The sequence below is a fragment of the Corallibacter sp. genome, from assembly GCF_048381695.1.
Taxonomy (GTDB): domain Bacteria; phylum Bacteroidota; class Bacteroidia; order Flavobacteriales; family Flavobacteriaceae; genus Corallibacter; species Corallibacter vietnamensis.
Genome location: NZ_JBLXHI010000002.1, coordinates 199,552 through 212,611, shown reverse-complemented (window position 1 = coordinate 212,611; position 13,060 = coordinate 199,552). Strand labels below are relative to the sequence as shown.

The following is a 13,060-nucleotide window of genomic DNA, read 5'->3' as shown; positions in this document are numbered from 1 at the left end:
AAAAAAACAACTTTTATACTTTTTCATTTACAGAATTTTAAAAATAAGAACTAAATTACAGTTTATACCGTTGTCTATGTGAGCTCTAATATACATCCTTTTAAGAATATTTGAATGTATTTGAATTTTTTTATCTTGTTATTAAGGTTTTAATTTTGTTAAAAAGTTTCGTTAATCTATGAAATCAGGTAAGTATTTATGAGATAATTTTGCTTCATGTTCGCACTTGTAGACTGCAATAACTTTTACGCTTCCTGTGAGCGTGTTTTTAATCCATCGTTAAACAATAAACCTATTGTAGTATTGTCCAATAATGATGGCTGTGTAATTGCGCGTTCTAATGAAGCAAAGGCATTAGGTGTTCCAATGGGTGCGCCAGCATTTGAATATGCTAAAACATTTGAAAAACAAAACGTAAACGTTTTTTCTTCAAATTACGCTTTATATGGAGATATGAGTAGTAGAGTGATGAATCTACTTTCAGAGTTTACACCAGAAGTAGAAATATACAGTATCGACGAAGCATTTTTAAAGTTTATAGGTTTTGAACTTTTTAGCCTTCAAGAAATTGGAGAAACAATGCGTAATCGTGTAACAAAAGGTACAGGTATTCCAATTAGTATTGGCTTTGCACCAACAAAAGCATTATCTAAAGTAGCCAATAAAATAGCAAAGAAGTTTCCAGAACGTACAAACAATGTTTATGTGATAAATAATGAAGAAAAGCGCATAAAAGCCTTAAAGTGGTTACCAATCGAAGATGTTTGGGGTATTGGTAGGCAACATACCAAAAGATTAAAAAACTTAAATATTCATAATGCTTATCAATTTTCTCAACTTTCAGATGATTGGGTGCGTAAAAATATGTCTGTTGTTGGTTTACGTCTAAAACACGATTTAGAGGGTAAACCTACTTTAGATTTAGAAACTACTGCAAACAAGAAAGTGATAGCAACAACACGCTCATTTGAAGGTATGCTAACATCATACCAAGATATTAGAGAACGTGTATCTACGTTTGCTGTGTCTTGTGCAGAAAAACTTCGTAATCAAAAATCACAATGCAATATGCTTATGGTATTTTTGCATACCAACGGTTTCCGAAAAGATTTACCTCAATATGGTAGAAACATAGTTGTAAAAACGCACTATCCAACCAATTCGAGCATAGATTTAGTTAAATATGCAGAAGCAGGGTTGCAAGCAATTTATAGAGATGGATTTCATTATAAAAAAGCAGGTGTTATTGTAATGGGATTGACACCAAGCAACCAAAAGCAGTTTACCATGTTTACAGCCGAAAACCCCAAGCATAAACCGATAATGGATATTGTAGATAGGCTCAATATGGCTTATGGGAACAATAAGCTTAAATTTGGGAGTCAGTCATTGGGCAGACAATGGAAGATGAAACAAGAACGATTATCTCCACGTTATTCAACAAACATAAATGAAATAATTAGTGTAAATTGTAAAACATGAAAATTAAGCAATTGAATATTCTGATTGTTGTGTTGCTCTTAAGCGCGCAGTTTAGCTTTTCTCAAATCAGAGAGAAAATCACGGTTAATGGTATTGACTTGGATTTACCACCAAGATATTTAACAGAAGTTGTTGAAATGGATGACAAGTCCAATTATTTAAGGTATGTATATTTCATGGATCTTGCACGAGAATCACTATTGAAAAAAGAATACCATAAAACACTTTATTACTTACAATATACAAGAAATCTTGATTCACCTGAATATTGGTTTTATTTGGGTATAACAGTTTTGCATGAAGGAAGTGAGGATGCTTGTAAAAAATACTTAAAAAAAGGTTTTATGGATTTAGGTTGTTGGGAATGTGGGGAAGCTCACGAAAAGCTATTTGGAGAGAAACTTAAGTTTATGAATAAATTAGAGAATGATTTTAAAATAGATTAAATGTGTTTCCATACTTCTCAAACTAAAAAAACAACTGAATTAGAAAACAGGTTCGATGTAAGTCTTGTAGATGATTCAATACGTGAATACTTCGATGTACCACGCTATCATATGAATGGTTTTTCTCACCCAAATATGTTAGTTATACCTCAAGAGAAATCCAATGTTTTAGCACCAGGCGTATGGGGTATCGTTCCAAATAATAAATCTAAAGAGGAAATTAAACCTTATTTTAAAGAGGCTGTTAAATATGGTGGTGGTTTAAATGCGCGTTCAGAGAAGGTATTTCAACATTTTATTTATAGAAGCTCTATAATGGAAAATAGATGTATTATTCCAGTTTCAGGTTTTTTTGAGCCACACGACTACAAGGGTGTTAAATATCCTTTCCATTTCAAGGATAAAGAAAACAAGCCTTTAGCTTTAGCAGGTCTGTATACAGTAATAGATGCATTTATTACGTTTACAATTTTAACAAAAGACGCATCCCCATTATTTGCTAAAGTTCACAATAAAAAAAACAGACAACCTGTAATTCTTGATGATGAGAATACCCATAATTGGCTATCAACAGATTTAAACGAAAACGACATTAAAGACATTTTGAAATTTACATACCCTGAAGACTCATTAGATGCATATTCTGTTAGTAGAGATTTATTTAGTCCAAAAGTTGATAGTAATGTTCCGGGTATAATTGAGCGAGAGGTCTATGATGATTTACAGTTTAAAATATAAACTCGGTTGTCCCTTTTGTTGTCCCTATAAAAAACAAAAACCCTGAAAAACAGTGTTTTGCAGGGTTTTCTGGTGGTGCCTCCAGGAATCGAACCAGGGACACAAGGATTTTCAGTCCTTTGCTCTACCAACTGAGCTAAGGCACCAGTCGCTTAATTGCGGATGCAAATATATATTCATTTTTATTATCCGCCAAAGAAAATTTATAAAAAATCGTTTTGTAAATTTATCGCTCAAATTAAAATTATGAATTTAATCATAGATGCAGGAAATACTTTTGTGAAACTAGCTGTTTTTCAAGGTGATGAAATGGTGAGTAAAATATCGTGCGAGATTAAAGATTTTGAAAAAAAATTTAATTCAATCTTAAAATCGCATAAAAAAATTAATAAATCTATTATTTCATCGGTTGGATTTCTTAATTCAAAGCAATTTGATTTAGTAAAAAAAGCTTTGCCAACATTAATTTTAGACTCAAAAACTAAATTGCCTTTTGATAATTTGTATAAAACACCTAAAACATTAGGTGTAGATCGCATAGCTTTAGTGTGTGCCTCTGTAAAAGAATATCCTAATAATGATGTGCTTATTATAGATGCAGGTACTTGTATAACCTACGATTTTATTACTCAAAAAAATGAATATTTAGGTGGAGCCATTTCTCCTGGTATTAGGTTGCGATATAAAACGTTGAATAATTTAACGGCCAACTTACCGTTATTAGAAACAGAACAACCCGAAAACATAATTGGAGATTCAACAAATAATGCAATTCATTCTGGAGTTGTTAATGGTGTTTTAGCTGAAATTGATGGTGTTATCAGCCAATACAAGTTAAAATTTCCACATTTAACAATTATTTTAACAGGAGGAGACGCCAATTTTTTGTCTAAACAATTAAAAAGTAGCATATTTGCCAACTCTAATTTCCTTTTGTTAGGATTGAATTATATTTTACAATTTAACTTAAACGAATGATTAAAAAACTTGTATTAGTTTTTATTGCTGTATTTGCAATTCAAAGTTACGCTCAAGAAGGTTCTGCTTCACCATATTCTTTCTACGGAATAGGTAGTTTAAAATTTAAAGGAACTGTTGAGAATCAAAGTATGGGAGGAATAGGAGTTTATATGGATAGTATTCACGTAAACTTAAAAAACCCAGCATCATACGGAGGTGATAATTTAGCTCTATATAATAATGAAGGAAGACCTGTAAAGTTTTCTGTTGGAGGCTCTCACTCAAGAACAACATTAAAAAGTAACACGAGCTCTGATAAAGTATCGTCATCAACATTTGATTACATAGCGTTATCTATACCTATGGGTAAATTAGGTATTGGTGTTGGACTTATTCCTTACACTTCTGTAGGGTACAAGTTAGAAACACTAAATGCAGCTGGAGCTTTAAGTGATAGATTTAGAGGTGAAGGCGGCGTTAATAGAACATATTTATCTGCAGGATATAAAATAAACGATAATTTTAGTGTAGGTGTTGATGCAAGGTATAACTTCGGTAAAATAAAAAATAGCACTATAGAGTTTTTATATAATAATGACGAAGCTCTTACACAATATCAATCTCGAGAAAATAACATATCAGATTTAAGTGGTTTATCATTTAATTTAGGTTTGTCTTACAAAAAAATGATTACTGATAAGTTAGAGTTAATGTCATCATTAACATACTCGCCAAAAAGTAACCTTAACTCCAGAAACGAAAGATATTTCAATACAATTGTTATTGATGCATCAGGAAGAGAATTAATTGTAAATACATTAAATGCAAATCTAGAAGCTCGCGGATTGAAAGAAACAGAGTTGACACTTCCGTCTACTTGGTCTTTAGGAGCAGGCGTTGGACAACCTAGAAAATGGTTTGTAGGTGCAGAATACACAGCGCAAAAAACAAGTGACTTTTCAAATGCATTATATGCATCAACAAACACAAAATTTGAAGATGCTACAACCTTTTCTTTAGGAGGTTTTTTTATACCTAATTACAATTCCTTTAGTTACTTAAGTCGTGTGGTTTACAGGGCTGGAGTACGTTTTGAAAAGACAGGCTTAAATATAAACAATCAGTCTATAAAAGAGTTTGGCATATCTTTTGGAGTAGGAATACCAGTTGGAAGTTTAAGAGCTTTTTCAAATGCTAATTTTGGTGTAGAAATTGGTAACAGAGGAACAACAAATAGTAACTTAATACAAGAGAATTTTGTTAATTTCAACTTAAGTTTGTCGTTAAACGATAGATGGTTTCAAAAACAAAAATATGATTAAACGCGAAAAATTTAATATTATGAAAACGAGAATTACATTAGCAGCTTTAATGCTATTTTTAGGCTTTAATTTATCACATGCTCAAAATGAACAAGATATAAATTCATTGTCTTTAATGACTGAAGCGGCTAAAGCAGATAAATGTGACGAAGGTTATAAGCACTTTATGGAGCTTAGACAAAGAAACCCAAAATTTCACTTAGGTATATATAAATACGGAGAAGATATTTTAGAATGTAAAATTGATAAATCTTCTGGAGCTGAAAAAACAGCTTTTATAAATGATTTAGTAAAGCTTTGGGAAGAAAGAGCTATTCATTTTGCAAGTAAAACTCCAAAAGGCGAATATGCTGCAAAAGCTTGCCAGTTACAATATGATAATAGAGAGTTGTTAAATAAATCTACAGAAGAATTATACGCTTGCTTTGATGCAGCTTATAAGTTAGATTCAGAAACATTTACAAACCCTAAATCATTATATACGTACTTTTCTTTAATGGTAGATTTATATGATGCAGATAAAAAACCAGCAGAAGATTTATTTAATAAGTATGATGATGTTGTAGAAAAAGTAGAATCTGAAGTAGGTAACTATTCTGAAAAATTAAACAAGCTTATTGAAAAAGAAGATGCAGGAACAGCATTGACTAAAAAAGATAATAGCTACAAGAAATATTATGAAAGTTATTTAAAAGCTTATGATCAAATTTTAGGAGGTATCGATCAAAAATTAGGTGAGCGTGCAAATTGCGAGACTTTAATTCCTCTTTACCAAAAAGGATTTGAGCAGAACAAAGGAAACGCAGAATGGTTACAACGTGCAGCTGGTAAAATGTCTTCTAAAGAATGTACAGACGACCCGTTATTCTTTAAGTTGGTAAATGCTTACCATGAGTTAAGCCCATCTGCTAATTCAGCTTACTATTTAGGTATCTTAAAAGATAAAGAAGGTAAATCTTCTGAAGCAATTAAGTTTTACGAGCAAGCAATTAGTTTAGAAACTGATAACATCAAAAAAGCTAGGCTTAATGAGAAAATTGGTGATAAACTAAAAGGAAGAGGAAGTTATGGTAGTGCAAGAAATTTCTATTCTCAAGCATTAAAATTAAACCCATCAAACGGAAGACCTCACTTAAGAATAGCAGCAATGTATAATGCTAGTGCAAATAACTGTGGAGATTCTAACTTTAATAAGCGTGCTGTTTTCTGGTTAGCTGCTAGTGAAGCTGAAAAAGCAGGACGTGTGGATCCTACTTTAACGAAAGTTGCAGCTCAAACGGCTGCTAGCTATAGAGCAAAAGCTCCAACTAAAACAGAGATTTTCCAAGCTGGTAAGCAAGGTCAAACTATTAGCGTTGGATGTTGGATAAGCAGAAGCGTTTCTGTACCAAAAATATAATGAGAAAAACGTTTTTACATAATATATCAAACATAGTCACAGTTATTACTGTGGCTATGTTTTTTTCATGTAACAACAATTACAATGAAGTAAAAAAAATAGGCATTTCTGAAAATGAACCTATTGGAGAAGCTGAACAAATAGATTTAAAATATACCGATTCAGGACGAGTAACAGCCAATCTTATTAGTCCTAAAATGATTGACTACACAAATAGATCTTTCGCATTTAGAGAGTTTCCTAATGGTGTGCACTTAAACTTATTTGATAAGCAGAACAAAAAAAGTACAATCATTGCCGATTATGCTATAGTATATGAGAAAACAGGTCTCATAGATTTACAAGGAAACGTAGTGCTTGCTTCTCATGAAAAAGATACACTTTTTGCAGAGCAACTATATTTTGATGAAGCAAACGAGTGGCTTTTTACTAACAAACCAGTTACTTTCAAATCTAAAGGCGATTTAGCTAAAGGAAACGTTTTTGATACCGATAAAGATTTTTCTCAAGTAAGCCTTATAGAGATGAACAACTCTGTAATGACAGTAAAAGAATAATAAACCTAGATTTTTATTCTTGCTAAATTCTTTCAAAATAAAATAAAAAAGAATACCCTCTTTTTTTTATTTATCTTTACCTAATTAATTTTTTAGATTTTTTTAATGAAACTATTTAAGTTTTTCCAATACGCCTATTTAATTTTTGGTGTTGTATTTGCTTTTGACGCAGTAAACAGGTATATACAAACCGAAACAATTGCTTACACATCTATTCTTCTTGCAGCTACAGCTATATTTATGTTTTTCTTCAGAAGAAAATTCAATAAAAGATTTGATAATAAAGACTAGCAAAGACAAATGAGTTTAGAGCTGCTTATCATAATTTTATCCTTATTGCTATCAGCCTTTTTCTCGGGTATGGAAATTGCCTATGTCTCATCAAACAAAATACACATTGAGATAGAGAAAAAACAGAGCGGTATTTTAGCAAAAGTTTTATCAAAACTAACGGCAAGACCATCAAAGTTTATTGCAACCATGCTTATTGGTAACAATATAGCATTGGTAATTTATGGCTTGTTTATGGGTGAGCTTTTGGTAGCTTGGTTTTTATCAATGTTGCCTTCAAATTATGACATGGTAAATTACCTTTTGGTAGATTTAAGCTTGCTTTCTCAAACTATTATATCAACATTAGTAATACTTATTACAGCCGAGTTTTTACCTAAAGTGTTTTTTCAAATTTATGCAAACACTTTACTTAAGCTTTTAGCTATTCCAGCATATATGTTTTATATGCTGTTTACCTTTATTTCAGACTTTGTAATCTGGATTTCAGACTTTGTGTTAAAAAAGTTTTTTAAAACCGAAGGAGATCAAATTCAATTAGCATTTACCAAAGTAGAATTAGGTAACTACATAAGTGAGCAAATGGAGTCTGTTGAAGAGCATGATGATATTGATAGCGAAATACAAATATTTCAAAATGCGCTAGAGTTTTCTGAAGTAAAAGCGCGTGAAGTAATGGTTCCTAGAACAGAAATTATAGCTGTTGAGATTAAAGAAACTACAAAAACACTTAATGCCTTGTTTACAGAAACAGGTTGTTCAAAAATATTGGTTTATAAAGAAAATATAGATGATATTTTAGGTTATGTGCACTCATTTGAGTTGTTTAAAAAGCCTAAAACAATAAAATCTGTAGTCATGCCGGTTGAGTTTGTTCCCGAAACAATGCTTATAAAAGATGTTTTAAATATTTTAACCAAAAAGCGTAAAAGTATAGCAGTTGTTCTTGATGAATATGGTGGTACTTCAGGAATTATGACCGTTGAAGATATCATGGAGGAACTCTTTGGTGAAATTGAAGATGAGCATGATACAGTAGTACTTCATGAAGAAAAAATAGATGATGAAACCTACTTGTTATCAGCTAGACTGGAAGTAGACTATCTAAATGAAACCTATAAATTAAACCTACCTGAAAATGAAAATTATGAAACTTTAGGAGGCTTAATAGTCGATCAAACCGAAGGTATTCCTGAACAAAATGAAGTTATTGTAGCAGACGGATATCAATACACTATTATTGAAGTGTCTAACACAAAAATAGATTTAGTAAAACTAAAAATCCTACAAGAAGATTAATTTCCTAATAATTAAACTAATTAATGCGACTATCTACTTTTATTATTAAATAGAAAATGGTATTTTCGCGCACTATATTGTAAAAAATTTAAATGACAGATGGCAGTTTTAAATAAAATTAGACAACGCTCACTTTTCTTAATCCTAATCATTGCATTAGCTTTATTTTCATTCGTATTAGCCGATTTATTTAGAAATGGAAGTGCGCTTACATCAAAATCTCAAAACATTGTAGCAACAATCAATGGTAAAGATATTACCAGAGAAGACTTTATGCAAAAAGTTGAAATTGCTCAACAACAAACACCTTCAGCAACTAGCAACCAAATCATGAATCGTGTTTGGGATCAAGAGGTTAGACAAGCTGTAATGCAAACACAATTTGACCATCTTGAAATATCTATTGAGAAAGATCAGGTAAAAGAGTTGCTTAAAGGAGCGCTTTCAAACAACCCTAACTTTTTAAATGAAGATGGTATTTTTGATGAAGCAAAATTATCAGAATACATTGCTAATCTAAAAGCGACTTCAGCTCAAGCGTACCAACAATGGAAAGACTATGAAAACAGCTTGGCATTAAACGCTATGCAACAAGATTATTTTAATATGGTAAAGTCAGGAATGACTGGAACATTGGCAGAAGGAGAATTAGAGCATAAACTAGAAGGAGACAAAGTAGATATAAAGTTTGTACAAATACCTTACACATCTATTCCTGATAGTACAGTCACTGTATCAAAATCTGAAATAAACAATTACATAAACGCTCACAAAAAACAATACGAAGTTGAAGCTTCAAGAAGTATTCGTTATGTAGAGTTTAAAGAAGTAGCATCTGTTGAAGATGAAAATGCAATCAAAAACGAATTAGCAGAGCTGTTAAAAGATCGTGTTGTTTACAATGAGGTTGCAAAAACAAATGATACTATCATTGGTTTTCAAAAAGTAACAAACTACCAAGAATATATAAATGCTAATTCTGATCAAAAATTTGATGACCGTTTTGTTTTCAAATCAAGCTTACCATCTGTAGCTGCTGATAGCATTTTTAACTTAAATGTAGGTGAAGTTTATGGTCCTTATAAAGATAATAACCAGTTTAAAATAACAAAAATGGCAGCTGTAACACAGCTACCAGATTCTGTTAAAGCTAGACATATTTTAATACCTTTTGTAGGAGCTTCTAGCGCACCAGAAGATGCGCAAGTTAAAACTGATGCTAAAAAAACAGCTGATAGCTTATTGGCAATACTTAAAAACGATACATCAAAATTTGGTGAGTTTGTAACAGAATTTTCATCAGACCAAGGAAGTGTAAACAATGGTGGTAGTTATGATTATTTTCCATACAACAGAATGGTTCCAGCATTTAGAGACTTCACGTTTGAAAATAACACAGGAGATTTAGGTGTTGTTGAAACGCCTTACGGATTTCATATCATAGAAATTGAAGGTCAGAAAAACAAGCAACGCGCTGTAAAGGTAGCTACTATAGCAAGAACAATAGAGCCTTCAGACGCAACAATAGATAACGTGTTTAGAGACGCATCAAGTTTTGAAATAGCTGTTGAAAAATCTGAATTTCCAACAGTAGCTGAAGAAAAAGGATATGTAATTCGTCCAGTTAGTAAAATGAAAGTATTAGACGAAAACATACCAGGTTTAGGAAACCAAAGAGGTATTGTTCGTTGGGCTTTTGAAGAAGGTACAGATATAGGTGATGTAAAACGTTTTACGACACCAACAGGTTATGCAATTGTGCAATTAACTGAAATAAATGTAGCAGGTATGATGAATACTGAAGATGCTTCAGTAACAGCATTACCAATTATCAGAAAACAGAAAAAAGCTGAAATAATAAAGAATAGAGTTTCTGCTACAACATTAGATGCTTTGGCTTCAGCTGAAGGACAAACAGTAAGATCATCATTAGCAATTAACATGAAAAACCCAACAATATCTGGAGCAGGAAAAGAAGGCGTTGTTGTTGGTACTGCTTTTGGTCTTGAAGAAGGTGAAACTTCTGGTCTTATTGAAGGAGAAAAAGGCGTATATATGGTTCAAGTAACTAAAAAGACTCCAGCAACTGCACTTGATAACTATCAAGGTTTTGCAAATCAAGTGTCAAATACTAAAGCAACTACAGTAAATAGTAAGTTATATAACGCACTTAAAGATGCTGCAGAAATAGAAGATAATAGAGCTGCTACAGTTCAATAAAGTTAACTTAACTAACCAAAGAAATTAGCCTCGCATTTTGTGAGGCTTTTTTTATGAATTACATTAGCATGTCTTGATACGAAACAATAGTATTAAAACCTTTTGAGCTAAAATAAGAAGCAGGATTTTCTTTTGAAGTAACTAAAATAAAATCACCGCCCCAAGCACCAAGACTTTTTATTTGTCCGTTAAAATCAGAAAACAACTTTTCCTTAATAGGAACTTGTTGTGTTACCTTTGAAATAATAGTTTCGTGTTGTAAAATAAGAGATTCAAAATCACTTAATGTGTTACTGTTTATAATCTCTGAAGTAAGTTTGCTAATCGCTAAAACAGCGTTTGGGATGTTTACTGCGTTAGCTTTGTAATGAGCAATACCTTCACGGCTATTTTGTTTTTTGTTGAGGTAAACAAAATACAGACAGTCTTTATATGTGGGGTTAAAATTGATTTGTTTAACGTGTCTTTTTGTGTCTTCGTTCTTTAATAATTTATAGGTTATTGCAGTGCTGTTTTGAGCACAGGCAATATCATAGCCGCTTCCTCCAAAAGTTAGTTCTAAAAGCTCATAAGCATCAACTTTAGCCCAATTGGCAATATTGTTTATTAACGTAGATGATGTTCCTAATCCCCAGTTTTTTGGGAATGTTAATGTATTTTTTACATCAAATCCGGTAGTTAAAAAATCAGGATTAAGATTTTTTGTAGCTTTTAGTATTTGTATTAATTTTTGAGTTATAGGGTTGTCAAGGTCACCTTTGTTTATAGTTTTTAGGGTGTTTACATCAATACTTGTGTCATACCAGATATTGCCATTTTCATCAAAATTCTTCCAGTTTAGTCTAGATTCGTTATTGCCCTCTGTAGAAAGTGATTGTCCAAACTTGGTAGGTATTGATAATGCTAAAGCACCATCAAGAACAACATATTCTCCTGTAATTAATAATTTACCATGACTAAAAGTATTCATTAAGCTCTTATTTTTTCTATGGCTTCAACCACAGCGCTATGTGTTACGGTGTGAGTTTTAAAATGATTAACCAGAAGTTCTTTCTCTTTATTAGTGGCTTCAAATTGATTTAAAATATTCATTAAATGCATTTTCATGTGACCTTCTTGAATGCCAGTGGTTGTTAATGAACGTAATGCTGCAAAATTTTGTGCTAAACCAGCAACAGCAACTATTTGCATAAGTTCTTTAGCTGTAGGTTTATGTAATAATTCTAATGCCAATTTTACCAATGGGTGTAAACTGGTTAAACCGCCAACGGTTCCTAGTGCTAGAGGAATTTCAATCCAAAATTTAAAAATACCATCGTTTATAGAAGCATGCGTTAAGCTAGAGTATTTGCCTTTTTTTGAGGCGTATGCATGAACACCAGCTTCAACAGCCCTAAAATCATTTCCTGTAGCCAAAACAACAGCATCAATACCATTCATGATTCCTTTGTTATGCGTTACAGCTCTATAAGGTTCTACTTCGGCAATATTAACAGCTTGAACAAATTTTCTAGCAAATTCATCGGCGTTCATATTATCATTTTCTGTCAAATCAGTAACAGGGCAACTTACTTCAGCACGAACTAGACATTCAGGAACATAGTTAGAGAGTATGCTCATAACAACATCTATTTGTTTTTCAGATTCAGAAAAATCTTTAAATACAAGAGCTTCTTCTTTAAATGTTTTAGCAAACTGCTCTAAACATGAATTTATAAAATTGGCACCCATGGCGTCAAGCGTTTCAAAAGTGGCATGAAGCTGATAATATCCTTCAATATCGTGAGATTTGTCACGTAGTTCAATATCTATAATGCCACCACCACGTTTTTCCATGTTTTTAGTGATAGGCTTCGCGTCTTCAATAAGTTTAGATTTTATTGTAGAAAAGAAGTTTTTAAGTGACTCAAAACTACCTTGAAACATAAAATGTACTTGTCCTATTTTGGTAGTCGATAAAACTTCTGCTTTAAAACCACCACGATCCATCCAGAATTTTGCAGCCTTGCTAGCTGCAGCAACAACAGAACTTTCCTCAATAGCCATTGGTATTGTGTACAGTTTATCATTGATTAAAAAATTAGGGGCAACACCTAGTGGTAAATAATAATTGGTAATAGTATTCTCTATAAACTCGTCATGAAGTTGTTGAAGTTTATCATCAGAATTCCAATATTGTTTAAGTATGTGTTTCGCGTTTTTATTATTAGAAAAATATGTATCTACAATCCAATCAATTTTTTTGGATTTAGACAGTTTTGAAAAACCAGAAATAGATTTACTCATACAATATAATTTAAAAAAGCAAAGATACTATTCTTGATTGCAATGTCCTACAAATGCTTA

At 32.0% G+C, this 13,060-nt stretch carries 12 protein-coding genes and 1 tRNA gene; 10 read left to right on the top strand and 3 right to left on the bottom strand.

What is annotated here, in order from left to right; translation table 11 throughout:
• Positions 1 to 216: 216 nt before the first annotated feature.
• Genes ACN5J3_RS04785 through ACN5J3_RS04775 form a run of 3 tightly spaced genes read left to right on the top strand, consistent with a single transcriptional unit; the run spans position 217 to position 2,666 of the window.
• Positions 217 to 1,482, top strand: coding sequence for a Y-family DNA polymerase (locus tag ACN5J3_RS04785; RefSeq protein WP_418510953.1), 1,266 nt, complete (start codon positions 217 to 219; stop codon positions 1,480 to 1,482).
• Complete coding sequence (locus ACN5J3_RS04780) at positions 1,479 to 1,928, top strand: hypothetical protein (RefSeq protein WP_418510952.1); 450 nt, start codon at positions 1,479 to 1,481, stop codon at positions 1,926 to 1,928. The genes ACN5J3_RS04785 and ACN5J3_RS04780 overlap by 4 nt, the downstream gene beginning before the upstream one ends.
• Positions 1,929 to 2,666 carry an SOS response-associated peptidase gene (locus ACN5J3_RS04775; RefSeq protein ID WP_418510951.1) on the top strand — a complete coding sequence of 246 codons (738 nt, stop codon included), beginning with the start codon at positions 1,929 to 1,931 and terminating at the stop codon, positions 2,664 to 2,666.
• Between the two features lie 70 nt (positions 2,667 to 2,736).
• Here ACN5J3_RS04775 and ACN5J3_RS04770 read toward each other — a convergent pair.
• A tRNA-Phe gene (locus ACN5J3_RS04770) sits at positions 2,737 to 2,812 on the bottom strand.
• A 100-nt stretch (positions 2,813 to 2,912) separates the two neighbouring features.
• Here ACN5J3_RS04770 and ACN5J3_RS04765 point away from each other — a divergent pair.
• The 7 genes from ACN5J3_RS04765 to ACN5J3_RS04735 all read left to right on the top strand — a co-directional run bounded on the left by ACN5J3_RS04765 (position 2,913) and on the right by ACN5J3_RS04735 (position 10,714).
• Entirely contained in the window at positions 2,913 to 3,644 is a 732-nt protein-coding gene (locus tag ACN5J3_RS04765) for a type III pantothenate kinase (RefSeq protein ID WP_418510950.1), read from the top strand.
• Positions 3,641 to 4,948, top strand: a complete 1,308-nt coding sequence (locus ACN5J3_RS04760; protein WP_417290364.1) for an outer membrane protein transport protein — start codon at positions 3,641 to 3,643, stop codon at positions 4,946 to 4,948. The genes ACN5J3_RS04765 and ACN5J3_RS04760 overlap by 4 nt, the downstream gene beginning before the upstream one ends.
• A 19-nt stretch (positions 4,949 to 4,967) precedes the next feature.
• The gene (locus tag ACN5J3_RS04755) at positions 4,968 to 6,347 is read left to right on the top strand and encodes a hypothetical protein (protein ID WP_418510949.1); all 1,380 of its coding nucleotides are present in this window, start codon (positions 4,968 to 4,970) and stop codon (positions 6,345 to 6,347) included.
• On the top strand, positions 6,347 to 6,904 hold the full coding sequence (gene lptC, locus ACN5J3_RS04750; protein WP_417290362.1) for an LPS export ABC transporter periplasmic protein LptC: 558 nt from the start codon (positions 6,347 to 6,349) through the stop codon (positions 6,902 to 6,904). The genes ACN5J3_RS04755 and lptC overlap by 1 nt, the downstream gene beginning before the upstream one ends.
• A gap of 105 nt (positions 6,905 to 7,009) precedes the next feature.
• A complete protein-coding gene (locus tag ACN5J3_RS04745; protein ID WP_417290361.1) occupies positions 7,010 to 7,195 on the top strand; it encodes a hypothetical protein in 186 nt (61 codons plus the stop codon).
• A gap of 9 nt (positions 7,196 to 7,204) precedes the next feature.
• Positions 7,205 to 8,494 carry a hemolysin family protein gene (locus tag ACN5J3_RS04740; protein WP_417290360.1) on the top strand — a complete coding sequence of 430 codons (1,290 nt, stop codon included), beginning with the start codon at positions 7,205 to 7,207 and terminating at the stop codon, positions 8,492 to 8,494.
• A gap of 99 nt (positions 8,495 to 8,593) precedes the next feature.
• Complete coding sequence (locus tag ACN5J3_RS04735) at positions 8,594 to 10,714, top strand: peptidylprolyl isomerase (protein ID WP_417290359.1); 2,121 nt, start codon at positions 8,594 to 8,596, stop codon at positions 10,712 to 10,714.
• Positions 10,715 to 10,772: 58 nt separating this feature from the next.
• Here the strand turns inward: ACN5J3_RS04735 and ACN5J3_RS04730 are convergent, their stop codons facing one another.
• On the bottom strand, positions 10,773 to 11,684 hold the full coding sequence (locus ACN5J3_RS04730) for a GYDIA family GHMP kinase (RefSeq protein ID WP_418510948.1): 912 nt from the start codon (positions 11,682 to 11,684) through the stop codon (positions 10,773 to 10,775).
• Positions 11,684 to 13,000, bottom strand: coding sequence for a hydroxymethylglutaryl-CoA reductase, degradative (locus tag ACN5J3_RS04725; protein WP_418510947.1), 1,317 nt, complete (start codon positions 12,998 to 13,000; stop codon positions 11,684 to 11,686). Before ACN5J3_RS04725 ends, ACN5J3_RS04730 begins: the two co-directional genes overlap by 1 nt.
• Positions 13,001 to 13,060: the final 60 nt, after the last annotated feature.

Bases quoted from the DNA above. Each gene is read 5' to 3' on its own strand.
- ACN5J3_RS04725 (WP_418510947.1), bottom strand. From the start codon at position 13,000: ATGAGTAAATCTATTTCTGGTTTTTCAAAACTGTCTAAATCCAAAAAA.
- ACN5J3_RS04755 (WP_418510949.1), top strand. From the start codon at position 4,968: ATGAAAACGAGAATTACATTAGCAGCTTTAATGCTATTTTTAGGCTTT.
- ACN5J3_RS04785 (WP_418510953.1), top strand. From the start codon at position 217: ATGTTCGCACTTGTAGACTGCAATAACTTTTACGCTTCCTGTGAGCGT.
- ACN5J3_RS04745 (WP_417290361.1), top strand. From the start codon at position 7,010: ATGAAACTATTTAAGTTTTTCCAATACGCCTATTTAATTTTTGGTGTT.
- ACN5J3_RS04740 (WP_417290360.1), top strand. From the start codon at position 7,205: ATGAGTTTAGAGCTGCTTATCATAATTTTATCCTTATTGCTATCAGCC.
- ACN5J3_RS04735 (WP_417290359.1), top strand. From the start codon at position 8,594: ATGGCAGTTTTAAATAAAATTAGACAACGCTCACTTTTCTTAATCCTA.
- ACN5J3_RS04760 (WP_417290364.1), top strand. From the start codon at position 3,641: ATGATTAAAAAACTTGTATTAGTTTTTATTGCTGTATTTGCAATTCAA.
- ACN5J3_RS04730 (WP_418510948.1), bottom strand. From the start codon at position 11,684: ATGAATACTTTTAGTCATGGTAAATTATTAATTACAGGAGAATATGTT.
- lptC (WP_417290362.1), top strand. From the start codon at position 6,347: ATGAGAAAAACGTTTTTACATAATATATCAAACATAGTCACAGTTATT.
- ACN5J3_RS04775 (WP_418510951.1), top strand. From the start codon at position 1,929: ATGTGTTTCCATACTTCTCAAACTAAAAAAACAACTGAATTAGAAAAC.
- ACN5J3_RS04780 (WP_418510952.1), top strand. From the start codon at position 1,479: ATGAAAATTAAGCAATTGAATATTCTGATTGTTGTGTTGCTCTTAAGC.
- ACN5J3_RS04765 (WP_418510950.1), top strand. From the start codon at position 2,913: ATGAATTTAATCATAGATGCAGGAAATACTTTTGTGAAACTAGCTGTT.